This is a genomic window from uncultured Amaricoccus sp., from assembly GCF_937891315.1.
Taxonomy (GTDB): domain Bacteria; phylum Pseudomonadota; class Alphaproteobacteria; order Rhodobacterales; family Rhodobacteraceae; genus Amaricoccus.
Genome location: NZ_CALAGI010000032.1, coordinates 1 through 16,229, shown reverse-complemented (window position 1 = coordinate 16,229; position 16,229 = coordinate 1). Strand labels below are relative to the sequence as shown.

General features: G+C 68.7%; 13 protein-coding genes and 1 pseudogene. 6 read left to right on the top strand and 8 right to left on the bottom strand.

All coding sequences use genetic code 11. The features are described 5' to 3' along the window. On the top strand, positions 1-984 hold a 984-nt coding region (locus Q0480_RS02400; RefSeq protein ID WP_366940811.1), incomplete at its 5' end, for a tetratricopeptide repeat protein. 190 nt (positions 985-1,174) lie between these two features. On the opposite strand, the pseudogene Q0480_RS17945 reads toward Q0480_RS02400, so the two are convergent. Continuing rightward, a pseudogene (locus tag Q0480_RS17945) lies at positions 1,175-1,617 on the bottom strand (transposase); the annotation flags it as partial. Between the two features lie 280 nt (positions 1,618-1,897). After that, on the bottom strand, positions 1,898-4,315 hold the full coding sequence (gyrB, locus tag Q0480_RS02390) for a DNA topoisomerase (ATP-hydrolyzing) subunit B (protein WP_299130247.1): 2,418 nt from the start codon (positions 4,313-4,315) through the stop codon (positions 1,898-1,900). 183 nt (positions 4,316-4,498) lie between these two features. On the opposite strand from gyrB, the gene Q0480_RS02385 reads away from it, so the two are divergent. After that, a complete protein-coding gene (locus tag Q0480_RS02385) occupies positions 4,499-5,614 on the top strand; it encodes a class I SAM-dependent RNA methyltransferase (RefSeq protein WP_299130245.1) in 1,116 nt (371 codons plus the stop codon). Positions 5,615-5,687: 73 nt separating this feature from the next. On the opposite strand, the gene recF is transcribed toward Q0480_RS02385, so the two are convergent. From recF to Q0480_RS02360, 5 genes are all read right to left on the bottom strand, one after another. After that, positions 5,688-6,731 (bottom strand): DNA replication/repair protein RecF, encoded by a 1,044-nt coding sequence (gene recF, locus Q0480_RS02380; RefSeq protein WP_299130242.1) that lies wholly within the window; start codon positions 6,729-6,731, stop codon positions 5,688-5,690. A 25-nt stretch (positions 6,732-6,756) separates the two neighbouring features. After that, on the bottom strand, positions 6,757-7,875 hold the full coding sequence (gene dnaN / locus Q0480_RS02375) for a DNA polymerase III subunit beta (protein ID WP_299130240.1): 1,119 nt from the start codon (positions 7,873-7,875) through the stop codon (positions 6,757-6,759). Between the two features lie 115 nt (positions 7,876-7,990). Next, entirely contained in the window at positions 7,991-9,442 is a 1,452-nt protein-coding gene (gene dnaA, locus Q0480_RS02370) for a chromosomal replication initiator protein DnaA (RefSeq protein WP_299130238.1), read from the bottom strand. A 534-nt stretch (positions 9,443-9,976) separates the two neighbouring features. After that, positions 9,977-10,243, bottom strand: a complete 267-nt coding sequence (gene rpsT / locus Q0480_RS02365; RefSeq protein ID WP_299130236.1) for a 30S ribosomal protein S20 — start codon at positions 10,241-10,243, stop codon at positions 9,977-9,979. A 141-nt stretch (positions 10,244-10,384) separates the two neighbouring features. Continuing rightward, positions 10,385-10,981: a 2-hydroxychromene-2-carboxylate isomerase gene (locus tag Q0480_RS02360; protein ID WP_299130235.1), complete on the bottom strand. Its 597-nt coding sequence runs from the start codon at positions 10,979-10,981 to the stop codon at positions 10,385-10,387. 141 nt (positions 10,982-11,122) lie between these two features. Here Q0480_RS02360 and Q0480_RS02355 point away from each other — a divergent pair, with 141 nt between their 5' ends. Next, positions 11,123-12,148: a ribose-phosphate pyrophosphokinase gene (locus Q0480_RS02355; RefSeq protein ID WP_299130232.1), complete on the top strand. Its 1,026-nt coding sequence runs from the start codon at positions 11,123-11,125 to the stop codon at positions 12,146-12,148. A 201-nt stretch (positions 12,149-12,349) separates the two neighbouring features. Here the strand turns inward: Q0480_RS02355 and Q0480_RS02350 are convergent, their stop codons facing one another. Then, positions 12,350-13,828 carry a serine hydrolase gene (locus tag Q0480_RS02350; RefSeq protein WP_299130230.1) on the bottom strand — a complete coding sequence of 493 codons (1,479 nt, stop codon included), beginning with the start codon at positions 13,826-13,828 and terminating at the stop codon, positions 12,350-12,352. 354 nt (positions 13,829-14,182) lie between these two features. Between Q0480_RS02350 and phaP the strand changes: the two genes are divergently transcribed. The 3 genes from phaP to Q0480_RS02335 all read left to right on the top strand — a co-directional run bounded on the left by phaP (position 14,183) and on the right by Q0480_RS02335 (position 16,164). Further along, complete coding sequence (gene phaP, locus Q0480_RS02345; protein WP_299130229.1) at positions 14,183-14,692, top strand: phasin family protein; 510 nt, start codon at positions 14,183-14,185, stop codon at positions 14,690-14,692. Positions 14,693-14,804: 112 nt separating this feature from the next. After that, positions 14,805-15,128 carry an ATP-dependent Clp protease adapter ClpS gene (gene clpS / locus Q0480_RS02340; protein WP_299130226.1) on the top strand — a complete coding sequence of 108 codons (324 nt, stop codon included), beginning with the start codon at positions 14,805-14,807 and terminating at the stop codon, positions 15,126-15,128. Positions 15,129-15,147: 19 nt separating this feature from the next. Continuing rightward, entirely contained in the window at positions 15,148-16,164 is a 1,017-nt protein-coding gene (locus Q0480_RS02335) for a class I SAM-dependent methyltransferase (RefSeq protein WP_299130224.1), read from the top strand. Positions 16,165-16,229: the final 65 nt, after the last annotated feature.

Genomic DNA, 16,229 nt, shown 5'->3' with positions numbered 1-16,229 from the left:
CCCCTGCCGGCGGCGGCGGGTGCTGCGGCTGCCAGCGCTGATCCGCTGGAGCGCAGTTCGCTGCTGATGTCGCTCGGCAACCACGCCGAAGCCCGGGCGCTGCTCGAATCGGCGCTGGCAGCCGCACCGGACAACACCGCGCTGCGCATGCGCCTGCTCGAAGTGCTGCACACCCTGCGCGATGCCGCGGCCTTCCGCCGCGAGGTCGGGCCGCTGCGCCAGCTCGTCTACGGCGACACCGATCCGATGTGGCTGCGGGTTGCGCGCATGGGACGCGAGCTGTGCCCGGACGATCCGATGTTCATCGGCACGGTCGCGGCGACCCCGCCGGGCATGCCGGCGACAAGTCCGAGGATGCCGGTCACACCGATGCCGGCACCGGCCAGTGCGGCGGCCGCCGCACCGGCACGCGTGGATGACGAGGTCTGGAGCGATCTGGACTTCAAGCCGATGGACATGCCGGAGGCTGCACCGGCGGCGGCCGTGGCGCCGAAAGCGCCGGCCGTCGCTCCTGCGAAGCTGCCGCCGGCCGCCGTCGTGCCGCCCGGCCCGTCGCTGGACTTCGAGCCCGTCGAAGTCAGGCGTCCGGCCGAGAAGCCGACCCCGGTGCCGGTTCCGGCGCCGGCCACCACGCCGGAGGACCTGCTCGCCGATCTCGGCTGGAGTGATGCCGACCTGGGGGCGCCGCCGGCCATGCCGGAAAAGCCGGTGACTGCGGCGCCGGCGCCCAGACCGGCGGAAGTCGCGGATCTCGACTTCGGCGACGATCTCGCCGCCTTCCTGCCGCCGCGCCAGACGAGCACGCCGGCGCAAGCGGCAGCGAAGCCAGCCGCGGTCGATCCGGCTACGGCGGAACTCGCCGACGATCTGGGCTTCTCGTTCCAGCCGGTGTCCGCGCCGGCCCCGGCGCCCTTGCCGGTCGTTCCTGCTCCGGTGGCGGCGCCCGCGACCGTGGTTGCTGACCGGGACGGAACATCTCGATGACGCGCATCGGGCCGCCACAGCATGGGCATGGCTCGCGCAGAGTGAGCGGGAGGATCTCGGCGGTCGCTTGTGGCTCATGTCCGGGCCGGTCGGTCCCGAGCAGGACACGGAGCCTCGCGATGTTGGCCTTGCGCTGGGCGCTGGCGAGCAGGCCGTAGTGCCGGATGCGGTGAAAGCCGTCGGGCAGCACGTGGATCAGGAACCGGCGGACTCGTCCGTGGCGAGCCGCATCACCTTTTTCCCGGTCGCCGGACTTGATGCGGTAGGCCTTCCAGCGGAAGGCGACCATCTCGGCGTCCGCGCTGATCAGGCGGCGATTCGAGATGGCGACACGGTGGGTGTAGCGGCTGAGGTAGGCCAGCACCGCCTCGGGGCCGCCGAAGGGCGGTTTGGCATAGACCACCATTCGGACTTGCGGAACGGGGCCAGCCAGGCGGCGAAGGCGCCGGCGTCTGCGAACCCGGCCAGGTCGCCGAAGAAGACCAGCATGCCCGCGCGGTGCAGCACGAGCAGCCCTTCGAGGAACAGGCGGCGAAACAGGCGCGACACCACCCGCACATGCAGGAAGAACCCTGGGCGACAGGGAACCCAACGGGCGCCGTCCGGCGACAGACCCCCGCCGGGGACGATCATGTGGACATGGGGGTGGTGGGTCAGCGCCGACCCCCAGGTGTGCAGCACGCTGGTCATGCCGACCCGCGCGCCGAGGCGCTTCGGGTCGGCCGCGATGGTCGTCACGGTCTCGGCCGAGGCGCGGAACAGCAGGTCGTATACCGCCTTCTTGTTCCAGTACGCGACCCGGGCGATCTCGGCCGGCAGGGCATGTCGAATGACTTCACGCGATACGCAAGCTTATGCGCAAACGCGCAAGGATATGGGTGAAACGCAACCTTATGCGCAAACCTACACCTCCTCAGAAATCGAGGTTCGCCACGCTCAGGGCGTTGGTCTGGATGAATTCGCGGCGGGGTTCGACCTCGTCGCCCATCAGCTTGGAGAAGACCTCGTCGGCGTCCTCGCGATGCTCGATCCGGACCTGCAGCAGCGTCCGTGCCTCGGGGTCCAGGGTCGTCTCCCAGAGCTGTTCGGGATTCATCTCGCCGAGACCCTTGTAGCGCTGCAGGGTCAGGCCCTTCTCGCCCTCCTTCATCACCGCGTCGAGGAGGTCGGTCGGGGCGAAGATCGGCTGCTCGCGCTCCTTGCGTACCAGCGCGGCGGGCTCGGAATAGACCTCGCGCAGGGCCGGGGTCAGGGCCGCGAGCCGGCGCGCCTCGGCCGAGCGCAGGGCGCCGCCGTCGAGCACGCGCGCCTCCTCGACCCCGCGCAGGCTGCGCCAGAGGCGCAGGCCGCCGTCCTGGGTCGGACGTCCCTGCCAGCCGCGCTCGTATTCCGCCGCGATCAGGTCGAGCCGCGCCGCGACCCGGTCCGCCGTGCCCTGAGGATCGTCGTCGAGCACACCCTTGACCAGGGCGCCGGCGATCGTCGCCTGCTCCAGCACGTGGCGCGAGTAATGCGTCGGAAAGGCGTTCAGTGTCGCGCGCACCAGCCGCGCCTCCTCGACCACCCGCGCGAGATCGGCGCCGGCGATCACCGCGCCGTCGCCGAGCCGCAGCGCCGCGCCGTCCACCCCCTGCTCGACCAGATAGGCGTCGAGCGCCGCCTGATCCTTGAGATAGACCTCCGACCGGCCGCGCGCGACCTTGAAGAGCGGCGGCTGGGCGATATAGAGGTGCCCCGCCGTGATCAGTTCCTCCATCTGCCGGAAGAAGAAGGTGAGGAGCAGGGTGCGGATATGCGCGCCGTCCACGTCGGCATCGGTCATGATGATGATCTTGTGGTAGCGCAACTTGCCCACGTCGAACTCGTCGCGACCGATCCCGGTGCCGAGCGCGGTGATCAGCGTGCCGATCGCCTCCGATGACAGCATCCGGTCGAACCGCGCCCGCTCGATATTGAGGATCTTGCCGCGCAGCGGCAGCACCGCCTGGTTCGCCCGGCTGCGTCCCTGCTTGGCCGAGCCGCCGGCGCTGTCGCCCTCGACGATGAAGAGCTCGGCCTTGGCCGGGTCCTTCTCCTGGCAATCCGCCAGCTTGCCGGGCAGGTTCGCCACGTCCATCGCCGTCTTGCGTCGGGTGAGGTCGCGCGCCTTGCGCGCCGCCTCGCGCGCGACCGCCGCTTCGACGATCTTGCCAATGACCACCCGCGCGTCCGCCGGATTTTCCTCGAACCATTCGGCGAGCTTCTCGTTCAGGAGACCCTCGACCGCCGGCCGCACCTCCGAGCTCACCAGCTTGTCCTTGGTCTGGCTGGAGAATTTCGGGTCCGGCACCTTCACCGACAGCACGCAGGTCAACCCCTCGCGCGCGTCGTCCCCGGTGATCGCGACTTTCTCCTTCTTGGCGATGCCGCTCGCCCCGGCGTAGTTGTTGATGGTCCGCGTCAAGGCGCCGCGGAAGGCCGCGAGATGGGTGCCGCCGTCGCGCTGGGGGATGTTGTTGGTGAAGGGCAGCACGTTCTCGTGGTAGCTGTCGTTCCACCAGAGCGCGGCCTCGATGCCGATGCCGTCCCTCTCGCCCGAAACAAAGATCGGATCCTTGATCAGCGGCGTCTTCGAGCGGTCGAGATAGCGCACGAACTCGCGCACCCCGCCGTCATAATGCAGCTCGGTCTCCTGAACCTCGGCGTGCCGCTCGTCGCGGAGCGAAATCCGCACGCCGGAATTGAGGAACGCCAGCTCGCGCAACCGATGCTCCAGCGTCGCATAGACATAGTCGAGGTTGGAGAAGGTGGTGGTCGAGGCGAGGAACCGCACCTCGGTCCCCTTCCTGCCCTCGGCCGGCCCGACGCGGCGCAGGCTCTCCACCGTGTCGCCGCGCTCGAACCGCGCCACATGCTCGAACCCCTCGCGCCAGATGCGCAGTTCCAGCCAGTCGCTCAGCGCGTTCACCACGCTGACGCCAACCCCGTGCAACCCGCCCGAGACCTTGTAGCTGTTCTGGTCGAACTTTCCGCCGGCGTGCAGCTGGGTCATGATGACCTCGGCCGCGCTGACCCCCTCGCCTTCGTGGATGCCGACCGGGATGCCGCGGCCGTTGTCATAGACGCTGACCGAGCTGTCGGCATGCAGCGTCACCTGCACGATGTCGGCGTGACCGGCCAATGCCTCGTCGATGCCGTTGTCCACGACCTCGTAGACCATGTGATGCAGGCCGGAACCGTCGTCGGTATCGCCGATATACATCCCCGGCCGCTTGCGCACCGCTTCCAGGCCCTTGAGAACCTTGATGGAATCGGCGCCGTATTCCTCGGGGACGCGGAGCGGTTCAGACATGTGGGGAAAGGTCCTTGGCAATGGTGTCGCAGTCTATCGGGGCTTCGCGCGATTGTCACGCTCCAGCATCGAAAAACGGGGAGATTCCGGGCCTTGAGTCAAAGGCTTAATCCGGCGAGCGTCCCGTCTGGGCGCCTTTCACATATAGGTCGCCCCGCCCGGGATTTCACGCTAAAGCGCCACATGGATCCGTTCGAAATCTTCCTCGCCGGGCCGCCCGGTCTCGAGCCCGTCCTGGCGGACGAGGCGCGCGCCGCCGGTTTTCCCTCGCCAAAGGGGGTGCCGGGAGGGGTGACGTTCCGGGGCGGCTGGCCCGATGTCTGGCGGGCGAACCTGAGCTTGCGCGGCCCGAGCCGGGTGCTGGCCCGGATCGGCGGCTTTCGCGTGCTGCACCTCGCCCAACTCGACAAGCGGGCCCGGAAATTCGCCTGGGCGGAGTTTCTGCGCCCCGATGTTCCGGTCCGCGTCGAGGTCACCTCGCACGCCTCGCGCGTCTATCACGAAGGCGCCGCCCGCCAGCGCATCGCCACGGCCATCCGCGAAACCCTGGGCGCCCCGGTCGTCGACGGCACGGTCGAGGACGCGGTCACCTTACGCGCCCGGATCGAGCGGGACATGTGCGAATTCAGCCTCGACACCTCGGGCGAGTTGCTGCACCGCCGCGGCCACAAGCAGGCGGTGAACGCCGCCCCGATGCGCGAGACCCTCGCCGCCCTCTTGCTGCGCGCCTGCGGCTATGCCGGCGTGGAGCCGGTGCTCGACCCGATGTGCGGCTCCGGCACCTTCGTCATCGAGGCGGCCGAGATCGCCGCCGGCCTGGCTCCCGGCCGCTCCCGCGGCTTCGCCTTCGAACGCCTCGCGACCTTCGATGCGGCCGCCTGGGCCGACCTGCGCGCCGGCGCGGTCCGCGTCGCGACGCCGCTCCGCTTCCGCGGCGCGGACCGCGACGCCGGCGCCATCGCCATGAGCCGCGCCAACGCCGCCCGCGCCGGCGTCTCGGACCTGACCGACTTCACCGAGGCGCCGATCAGCGCGCTGCGCCGCCCGGACGGCCCGCCCGGCCTCGTCATGGTGAACCCGCCCTACGGCACCCGCCTCGGCGACCCCAAGGCCCTGATCCCGCTCTACGCCACCCTCGGCGAGACCCTGCGCGCCGGCTTCACCGGCTGGCGCGTCGGCCTCGTCACCACCGAAGCCGCGCTCGCCCAGGCGACGGCCCTGCCCTTCCTGCCGACCGGCGCGCCAATTCCGCACGGCGGCCTCCGCATCCGCCTGTTCCGAACCGAGGCGTTGGGGTGAAAGCTCCGGGACCGGCCGCGGCGCCGGCCCTGATGACACCGGGCTCCCGAGGGATGGCGGACCGGGGTCCGCCCTACGCCAGCCCCAGCCGCGCCGCGTCCAGACCTTCGAACAACTCCACCCCCGTCCCCGTCAGGAACGCCTGCGCGCCCAGCCCGGCGATCGCGGCGTAGAGCGCCCCCCGCCGCGCTCCGTCGAGATGCGCCGCGACCTCGTCGAGCAGCAGCACCGGCGGGGCGCCAAAATCCTCCGCCACGGCGCGGGCGTTGGCGAGGATCAGGCTGATCAGCAGCGCCTTCTGCTCGCCGGTGGAACAGAGCCGCGCCGCCACGCCCTTCGCCGCGTAGACCGCTCCGAGATCGTCGCGATGCGGCCCGATGAGGCCGCGCCCCGCCGCCATGTCCCGCCCCCGGCCCTCGCGCAGGGCGGCGGCCAGGCCGTCCCGGTCGCGCGGCCCCTCGCCCTCCAGCGTCAGTTCGGCGCGGGGAAAGGCGTCGCTGACCGGCGCCGCCGCGAGCCGGGCCAGCGCCGCCCGTCGCCCTGCGTCGAGCCGCGCGCCGAACTCCGCCATCCCCGCCTCCAGCGCCTCGTACCAGACGCCATCGCGGGACCCGTCGCGCAGCAGGCGGTTGCGCTCGCGCAAGGCGCGCTCGTAGCTCGCCGCCGTCTCGCCATGCTCCGGGAACAGGCTGAGCGTGACCCGGTCGAGGAAGCGGCGCCGTTCCGACGCGCCCTCCATCCACAGCCGGTCCATGGCGGGGGTCAGCCACAGCACCCGCGCCATCCGGCCGAGGCCCGACTGCGGCGCGGTCTTGCCGTCGATCTCGACCCGGCGCCCGGCGCCCTCGCTCCAGCTCGCCACCTCATGCGCCCCGTCCGGGCTCTCAAGCACCGCCGCGATCTTCCAGCCGATGCGCTCCGGCGACCGCGCCAGATCCTCCGCGGCCGCGCCGCGCAAGCCGCGCCCCGGCGACAGCAGCGAGATCGCCTCGATCAGATTGGTCTTGCCGGCGCCGTTCGGCCCGAAGATCGCGACGGGCCGGCCGTCGAAGTCGAGTTCGAGCGCCAGGTGTGAGCGGAAATGCGACAGCCGCAGCCGCGCGACCGCGAGCCTCATCGCGCCGCGCGGCCGGACCGCGGGATCACACCCGCATCGGCATCACGACATAGACCGCCGATTCGTCGTTGCCTTCGCGCATCAGGGTCGGATCGCCCGACGAATTGAACAGGAAGACCGCGTTCTCGCGATCCACCTGCCCGGCGATCTCCAGCAGGTATTTCGCGTTGAAGCCAATCTCCAGCCGCTCGTCGGCATAGGCGACCGACAGTTCCTCGTCCGCCGCGCCGGCGTCGGGCGCATTGACGCTGAGGATCAGCCGGTCATCCTCGATCGCCATCTTCACCGCGCGGCTCCGCTCCGAGGAGACGGTCGCCACACGATCAACGGCCTGCGCGAACTCGGCGGCGTCGACCTCGAGCCGCTTGGAATTGCCGGTCGGGATCACCCGGGAATAATCCGGGAAGGTCCCATCGATCACCTTCGAGGTCAGGGTGACGTCCGGGGTCGCGAACCGCACCTTGGTCTCGCTGACCGACACCGCGATCACCGCCTCGTCATCGTCGAGCAGCTTGCGCAACTCGCCCACCGTCTTGCGCGGCACGATCACGCCAGGCACATCCTCCGCCCCCGCCGGCAGCGCCGCGTCGATCCGCGCCAGCCGGTGCCCATCCGTGGCGACACAGCGCAGCACCGGCCCCTCCACCGACTTCGCCGCGTGCAGATAGACCCCATTCAGATAGTAGCGCGTCTCCTCCGTCGAGATCGCGAACTTGGCCTTGTCGAACAGCCGGCGCAGCACCGGCGCCGGGCAGGCGAAATTGCACTGATATTCCGCGCTCGCCATGATCGGGAAATCCTCGCGCGGCAGGGTGGCGAGGCTGAAATGCGAGCGCCCGGCCCGCACCTCGAGCCGCCCGGAAAGGCCGTCGTCATTCAACTCGACCATCGCCCCGTCGGGCAGCTTGCGCACGATCTCGTGCAGGGTATGGGCCGAGACGGTGGTCGCTCCGGCGCGCAGCACCATGGCCCGCGACCGGTCGATCACCTCGATATCGAGATCGGTGGCGCGGAAGCTCACCTGCTCGCCCTCCGCCTCGATCAGCACATTGCCGAGGATCGGGATGGTGTTGCGCCGCTCGACGACGGATTGCGCGCGACTCATCGCCCGAAGGAGGGCGCCGCGCTCCATGCTAAGTTTCATGCGTGTCATCCCTTGCGCGATCCCCCGGGGGCATCCCTCCCGGAGGGATCGCGACGTTAGCGAAACGGCGGGAAAGGGCAAGCGCCCCCGCAACCCCAGCGAGCGGAAAATCCGCTCAGGCTTCGAGCATCCGCCGCAGCAGCTCGACATCCTCGGCGATCTGGTTGTCGGTCTTGCGCAACTCCTCGATCTTGCGCACGGCATGGATCACCGTGGTGTGATCCCGGCCGCCGAAGCGCCGCCCGATGTCCGGCAGCGATTTCGAGGTCAGCGTCTTCGACAGATACATCGCCACCTGCCGCGGCCGCGCCACCTGCCGCGCGCGGCGGGCGGACAGGAGGTCGGACATCCGCAGGTTGTAGTGGTCGGCGACCTTGCGGATGATCTCGTCGATGGTGACCTTGCGCTCGGAGGCGCGCAGCACGTCGGCGAGACATTCCTGGGTCATATCGAGATTGATCTCGCGCCCCACCAGCCCCGCGAAGGCATAGAGCCGGGTCAGCGCGCCTTCGAGCACGCGGACGTTGGAACTGATCCGGTGGGCGAGAAGCTCCATTACCCCCGGCCCGACCACCACGCCCGGATGCAGCGCGGCCTGCGCCTCGGCCTTGGCCTGCAGGATCCCGAGGCGCAGTTCGTAATCGGTCGGATGCAGATCGACCACGAGGCCCCATTGCAGGCGCGACTTGATTCGCTCCTCCAGCCCGTCGATCTCGCCGGGCGCGCGGTCGGCGGAGATCACGATCTGCTTGTGCTGATCGACCAGCGCGTTGAAGGTATGGAAGAATTCCTCCTGGGTGGAATCCTTGCCGGAAATGAACTGCACGTCATCGACCATCAGCATGTCGACCGAGCGGAACATCTCCTTGAAGCCATGCATCTCCTTGAAGCGCAGGGCGGAGACGAAGCGGTACATGAACTGCTCGGCCGAGAGATAGAGCACCCGCGCCTCGGGTCGCGAATGCCGCACCTCCCAGGCGATGGCATGCATCAGATGTGTCTTGCCGAGGCCGACGCCACCATAAAGGAACAGTGGATTGAAGCTCACGTCCCGACCCTCGGCCACCCGGCGGGCGGCCGCGTGGGCGAGTTCGTTCGGCTTGCCGACAATGAAATTGTCGAAGGTGAACCGGCCATCGAGCGGCGACTGCGGCAGTTCGATATCGCCCGGCGCCACCATCGCCGTCTCCGATCGGGTCTCGATACGAGGTTCGGGTCGGGGCTCGGGTCGAGGCTCGGGCCTGGCCTCCGGCTTCGCCGCCGCCGCCTCCCGAGCCCGCGGTGGGCGGAAGCCCTCCTCGGCGGTGGGCGCTGCCACGGTGAATTCCAGCCGCTGGACCAGCACGCGCTCCTTGGTCAGCAGCTGGCGGATCACCTCGCCATAGTTCCGCGCGACCCAGGTGCCGATGAAGCTGGTCGGCGCGGCGATCTGCACCACGCCATGGTCGGCGCCGACGAAGGCGAGCGGGTCGATCCAGTTCTGATAGGCGTCCTTGCCGATCTGGCTGCGCAAATGACCTCGCACACGCGACCAGGCCCCGCCCCGGGCATCCGCCGAATCCGTCATGATCTCAGGCTTCATTCGCGGCGATACCCAATCCGGCAAAGCCCGACACGCACCCGGTGCCCGAGACGCCCCGGAAGCTCCGACCGGCCAAGCCGATGATCCGAGCGCCCCGGCGCCGAATGCTGGCAGTGTCACGCATCGCGCATCCCCCGTTGGATTTCTGGTCGACGCCACTCCGGTCTCGCCGGGCACGCATCGACACCAATCGCCTTATAGTCGGATCGCGCCTAATTCCAGACACACAATACTCCGCCGACTCGCACAAACAAACGCAACTGTGTCACTTATATTACAGCCGCTCGGGCTGAAACAAAGAAGATGACTTGCGCCTGTTCAGTGACGGTCCTTGGATCGGATTCGTTCCGCGACGATTAACCATACCCAAGGCGCCGGGATCCGACAACCGGACCGAAGATGGAACATCCCCGAAATCGCGCAAACCGAACGAAACAGGAAAAAGGCGCGTCCAGACGGACACGCCCTTCACAGTCGCGACGCGGTCGCGACAAGCCGAAATGGTCAGCGCGAAGGCGGTCAGGCGCCGAGCGCGTTGACCCGCCCGGCCAACCGCGAGACCTTGCGGCTCGCGGTGTTCTTGTGCAGCACGCCCTTGGTCACGCCGCGCATGATCTCGGGCTGGGCGAGCCGCAGCGCCTCGGCGGCGACGGCCTGGTCGCCGGCGGCGATGGCTTCCTCGACCTTGCGGACGAAGGTGCGCAGACGCGAACGCCGGGCCTTGTTCACCGCGGCGCGGCCCTCGGCCTGCCGGGCGCGTTTCTTGGAAGACGGCGAATTTGCCATGGGTGCGGTTCGTCTTTCGATCGTCGGATGTTCAGGCGGCGTCTCTAGCGAAACCCTCGCTCCCTTGTCAACACGCATTCGCCGCGGGCGCGCGCCGGGAGCCCCGCGGAAGCCCCCCGCGAAGTCTCTCGGCGCAGCGCCTCAGCCGAGTTCCGCCAGATGCGCGTCGAGGAGATCGAGCCGGTCCTGACCCCAGAAGATCTCGTCGCCGACCACGTAGCTCGGCGCGCCGAAGACCCCTCGCCGCAGCGCCTCGTCCGTGTTGCGCTGAAGCGTCTCCACCGCCGAGAGCAGCCCCCTGCCGGCCAGCTCGGGCGCGAAGCCCGCCGCGACGAGGCAGTCCCGCACCACCGCGTCGTCGGCGATGTCGCGATCCTCCGCCCAGACCGCGCGCAGCAGGCCGTGGGTCAGCTCGCCGAGATCGCCGCCCCCCGCTTCCTGCGCCGCGATGATCGCAGCGGATGCCGGCACCGGATTGGTCGGCCAGAACGGCGGATGGAGATTGACCGGCAAGCCCTCGGCCCTGGCGAGGCGCGCTATGTCGACCAGCCGGTACTTCTGGCGCGAGGGATGCCGGTCCTTCACCTGCGCCGTGCCGGTCTCGGCGAAGATGCGGAACAGCTCGACCGGCCGATAGGCGATCTCCGCCCCGCGCCGCGCCGCGATCGCCTCGAGCTTCAACCCCGCGAGGTAGCTGAAAGGCGACAGCGGAAACAGGAAATAGTCGATCCGCGCCATTCCGCGACCCTCCCGCCACGCGCCGGCCACGAGGCCGCGCGCCAGAACTCCGGACCAGCATCTCCGGATTCCGGGGCTTTGCAAGGGCAAGCCGCGGTGATAACCGGAGCGCAGTTTACCGCGCCAGCGAAGGGCACGCCGATGAGTCCGCTTTTCAAGCCGAAGCTGATCGCGGGAAATTCGAACAAGCCCCTCGCCACCGCCATCGCCCGACGGATCTCGATCCATCGGGGCGAGCCGGTCGAGCTGGTGAAGATCCGGGTGGAACGCTTCAACGACCAGGAGATCTTCGTCGAGGTCTACGAGAACGTCCGGGGCGAGGACATGTTCATCGTCCAGTCGACCTCGAACCCGGCGAACGACAACCTGATGGAGCTCCTGATCATGACCGACGCGCTGCGCCGGTCCTCGGCCGCGCGGATCACCGCCGTGATGCCCTATTTCGGCTATGCCCGGCAGGACCGCCGCTCCAAGGCCCGCACGCCGATCAGCGCCAAGCTCGTCGCCAACCTGCTGACCCGCGCCGGGATCGAGCGGGTGCTGACCCTCGATCTCCACGCCGCGCAGATCCAGGGCTTCTTCGACATCCCGGTCGACAATCTCTACGCCGCCCCGGTCTTCGCCCTCGACATCGTCCACAAGTTCAAGAATCTCGGCGAGGTGACCGTCGTCTCCCCGGATGTCGGCGGCGTCGCCCGCGCCCGCGACCTCGCCGAGCGCATCGGCGCCGATCTGGCGATCGTGGACAAGCGCCGCGCCGCGCCGGGCGAGATCGCCTCGATGAGCGTGATCGGCGAAGTGCGGGACCGGGTCTGCGTGATCGTCGACGATATCTGCGACACCGCCGGAACACTGGTGAAGGCGGCCGAACTCCTCACCGCCCAGGGCGCCAGGGAGGTCCATGCCTATATCACCCACGGCGTGCTCTCGGGCCCCGCGATCGAGCGCGTCACCACCTCGGTGATGAAGAGCCTCGTGATCACCGACTCGATCGAGCCCACCGCCCTGGTGCGCAAGGCCAAGAACATCCGGGTGGTGCCGGTCGCACCGCTGTTCGGCCAGGCGATCCTCAACATCGCCAACGGCACCAGTGTCTCGTCGCTGTTCGACAGCCACACGCTGGAGCCGATCTACGAGGCCTTCTACCCGACCACCGACGCCGCCTGAGCGCGAAGGCCGTCCCGGTTGAACCGGGCCGTCCGCATATTGTTCCAGATCGGGTGACCGCGTCGTTTTCGCCGATCCGTCCGAGATTTCAGCGGCCGCGTCTCGCCGACCTGCCAGTGGCCGGTCGCGGCGGTCGCACGCCCGGAGGAAACGTCCCGAGGGCGCGCGGGGCGCGGAGCCGAATTCGCAAACAGCCCGCGTTCAGATCCCTGGCGCCAGCGGCATGCAGTCCGCGCTGCGTCGCGCGAGGCTGCCGCAGGCGGCGATGGCGCTGTTCTGGTCGAGGCCGACGAACTGCGCGCGATAGACCGTGACGCCCTGTACCTTCGCGGCCTCGACCCGGCGCAGTCCCCCGGCGAGTTCCGGCACGTCCTGCAGGGCGGTGGTCAGCAGTTGCCGTTCCGCGTCGCCGCGCGAGCGGAAGGCGCCAACCTGCACGCCCCAGTCGTTGCCGCCGGTGGTGCCTCCGCCGGCGTTCGCCACCGTGATCGGCGCGCTCTCCAGCGCCGGCGCCTTCACCCGCGGCGTCGGCGCCGATGGCGCGACGGAGGCGAAGGTGGAGGCCGATCCTGAAACCGGCCCCGAAACCGGCGCGGCGGCCACGGCCGGTCCCGGCCGCGGGACTGGCCGGCCGGCGGCGACCCGGGCGCTCGCGTCGGCCAGTTCGGCATTCACCTCGGCGATCGCGGCCGCGATGCTCTGACTGTTCCGGGTCAGCGCCGCGTCCGCGCTCAGGGTGCGCGGCATCGGTCGGCCGGCCTCCAGCGCGGCGGTCTCGGCGACGGGCGCCGCCACCGCGACGGTCGAGCCGCGTACCGCGACCGGCTCCGCCGCGCCGACCGGCGAGTCGGCCTCCGCCGCCGCCGCGGCGACGGTCGCCGTGCCGGCGGCGATGGCCGGCGCCATCCGCGCGGCCGCGACCTGGGTTCCGACCGTGCGCAGCGGCGCCGGCGGATTGACCCGCGCCACCCGCGGCATCTTGGAGAAGCCGAGATCCATCAGCCGCGCCACCTCGGCATTGCGGCTGGCGCTCGACCGCGCGCCCATCACGGCGACGATCACCCGCATGTCGCCGCGCTGGGCCGAGGAGACGAGATTGAACCCCGCCGCCTTGGTATAGCCGGTCTTGATCCCGTCCGCCCCGGGATAGGCGTCGAGCAGGCGGCGATTGGTGTTCTGCACCGTCTTCAGCCCGGCCGAGGTCGCGTTCCGGCTGAAGATATTGTAGTATTGCGGGAAGTCGTAATAGAGCCGCCGGCCGATCTCGGCCATGTCATGCGCGGTCGACATGTGCCCGGGTCTCGTCAGGCCGTTGGCGTTCATGAAGGTGGTGTTTCGCAGGCCCATGGCGCGGGCATACTGGTTCATGACATTGGCGAAGCCGCTTTCGGAGCCGCCCACCGCCTCGCCCATCGCGGTCGCCGCGTCGTTCGCCGACTTGATCGCGGCCGCGCGGATCAGATAGCGCAGCTCGATCTTCTGGCCCGGCTTCAACCCCAGTTTCGAGGGCGGCTCGGCGGCTGCGTGCTCGGAGATGGTGATTTTCTGATCGAGCGACATGCGGCCGCGCTTGATCTGGTCGAAGACGATATAGAGCGTCATCATCTTGGTCAGCGAGGCCGGATGCACCCGGGTCTCGGCGTTCGACGCCGAGATGACCTTGCCGGTGCGCGCATCCATCACATAGGACGCATATTGCTGCGCCTGGGCAATACTCGCAAAAAAAGTTAATCCAATAGCGAAAATCAACCCGCGCGAAAGGGTTCCCGTCATCACTGCCTCCGGCGCGAATCGCACCCACTGCCTCTGGATTTATGCAAACGCTAGGGCGCGAATGCTTTATTTTTCGTTAACCCTATCATGAGTTCCGAGGCTCGAAAACACTTTTGTTTCAATGGCTGACGCGACGCGGCTGACGTGGCTGAAAGGTCACTGAATTCTATGACGCACTGCAACATAATCACTTGACGCAGCGCAGCATGCTCGCTATATGATTGATACCAATAAGCATAGATAAATCAGGAGAGACCCCAGATGGCCGCACGCATCACCGCCGCCAAGATAGCGCCAGCCGAGAGCATCGCCGCCGACGTCACCACCAACCTCACCAATGTCATGAACGACGCAACCGCGAAGGTAGAAACCATGGTCGCCGACACCCAGAAGACTGTCACCGAGCAGATCGAAAAATTCACCAAGGGCTTCGAGGGCGTCACCGCCTTCGGTCAGGAAAACCTCGACGCCGTCGTCAAATCTTCCGAAATCGCCGCCAAGGCCGCCGAGGGCATCGGCACCGAGATCAGCGCCTATTCGAAGAAGGCCTTCGAGGATGGCGTCGCCGCCGCGCAGGAACTCGCCTCGGCCAAGACCATCACCGAGCTGTTCGAGAAGCAGAGCGCCTATGCGCAGAGCGCCTTCGAGGGCTGGATCCACCAGACCACGAAGATGAGCGAAATCTACGTCGCCGCCGCCAAGGACATCACCGCGCCGATCGGCGCGCGCGTCACCGCCGCGACCGAGAAGTTCAAGAGCTTCAGCCTGTAATCTACCGCGTACACGGTGCAATCGGAAAAGGGGGCCTCGGCCCCCTTTTCTATTCCGGCCAATCGCCTATAATCCTCGGATCGTTCTCCACAGTTTTGCGCGCACCAAGACAATGACAGCGTCGGACCAGAAACCTCCGGGCGGCGAGTCCGGGCTCCTTACCAAGACCCGGACCAGGACCCAGCGCCCGCCGCTCTACAAGGTGCTGCTGCTCAATGACGACTACACGCCGATGGAGTTCGTGGTGCATGTGCTCGAGCGGTTCTTCGGTATCAGCCACCTGCAGGCACGGGACATCATGCTGACGGTCCATCGCAAGGGTCTCGCCGTCGTCGGCGTCTTCTCGTTCGAGATCGCCGAGACCAAGGTGACGCAGGTGATGGACTATGCCCGGCGGAACCAGCATCCGCTCCAATGCACTATGGAAAAGGAATAGGGCGCCCGCCCGTCCCCGCATGTCCCATTCGGATCGCCTCGCGACCGCGATCGGGTCGGAGGCCCTGGTCCTTCCGGCCGACGGCCCGGTCGTCCTGCTGCGCAGCGTCCCAGGCCCGGCGCTCGATCTCATCGGCCGCGACCGGTTGATCTGCGAGCAGAGTTTTCGACCGACCCATGACGCTCTCGCCGACGCGGGCTTTCGGACGGAGGTCCGGGCGTCGGGGCCGGCTTCCGCCGTCATCGTGCTCCTTACCCGCGCCCGCGCCGAGAATCTCGGCAATATCGCCCGCGGCCTCGACATGCTGGCGCCGGGCGGGCTGCTCGCCGTGGCCGGCGCCAAGACCGAGGGCGTGGACAGTCTCGTCACCCAGGTCGGCCGCGCCCTGCCGCTCGATGGACAGATCAGCAAGGCGCACGGCCGGGTGTTCTGGCTGCGGCGCCCCGCCGCGCTGCCCGAAGTGGCGGCGGCCTGGGCGGAAGGCAACCGGCCGCGGCCCAACCCGGCCGGTTTCGTGACCGCGCCGGGCATGTTCTCGCCCGATGCCGTCGATCCGGGCAGCCGCCGCCTCGCCGAGGCCTTGCCGGCGAAGCTGCGCGGCCGGGTCGCCGACTTCGGCGCCGGCTGGGGCTGGCTCGCGATCGAGGCGCTGGCCCGGGCGCCCGAGATCGCGCGGATCGACCTCTTCGAGGCCGAATCGCGCGCGCTCGACGCCGCCCGCCTGAACCTCGCCGATCCGCGCGCCGGCTTTCACTGGGCCGATGTCACCCGGCTGGCGCGCGGCACGCCACCCTATGATGCGATCCTCGCGAACCCGCCCTTCCACCATGGCCGCGCCGCCGATCCGACGCTCGGGACCGATTTCATCGCCGCCGCCGGCCGGGTGCTGAAACCCTCCGGCACCTTTCTCATGGTCGCCAACCGCCAGCTGCCCTACGAGGCCGCGCTCGACGCCCATTTCCGCCATTGGGAACGGCTCTCCGAGGATCGTTCCTACAAGGTGATCGCCGCCAGCCGGCCGCGCCGCGACACCTAGCCGCGCCGCGCTAGGATGTGTGGACTCTAGGGATTCTCAAGGGCGATACGTCGTGATTCAAGGTT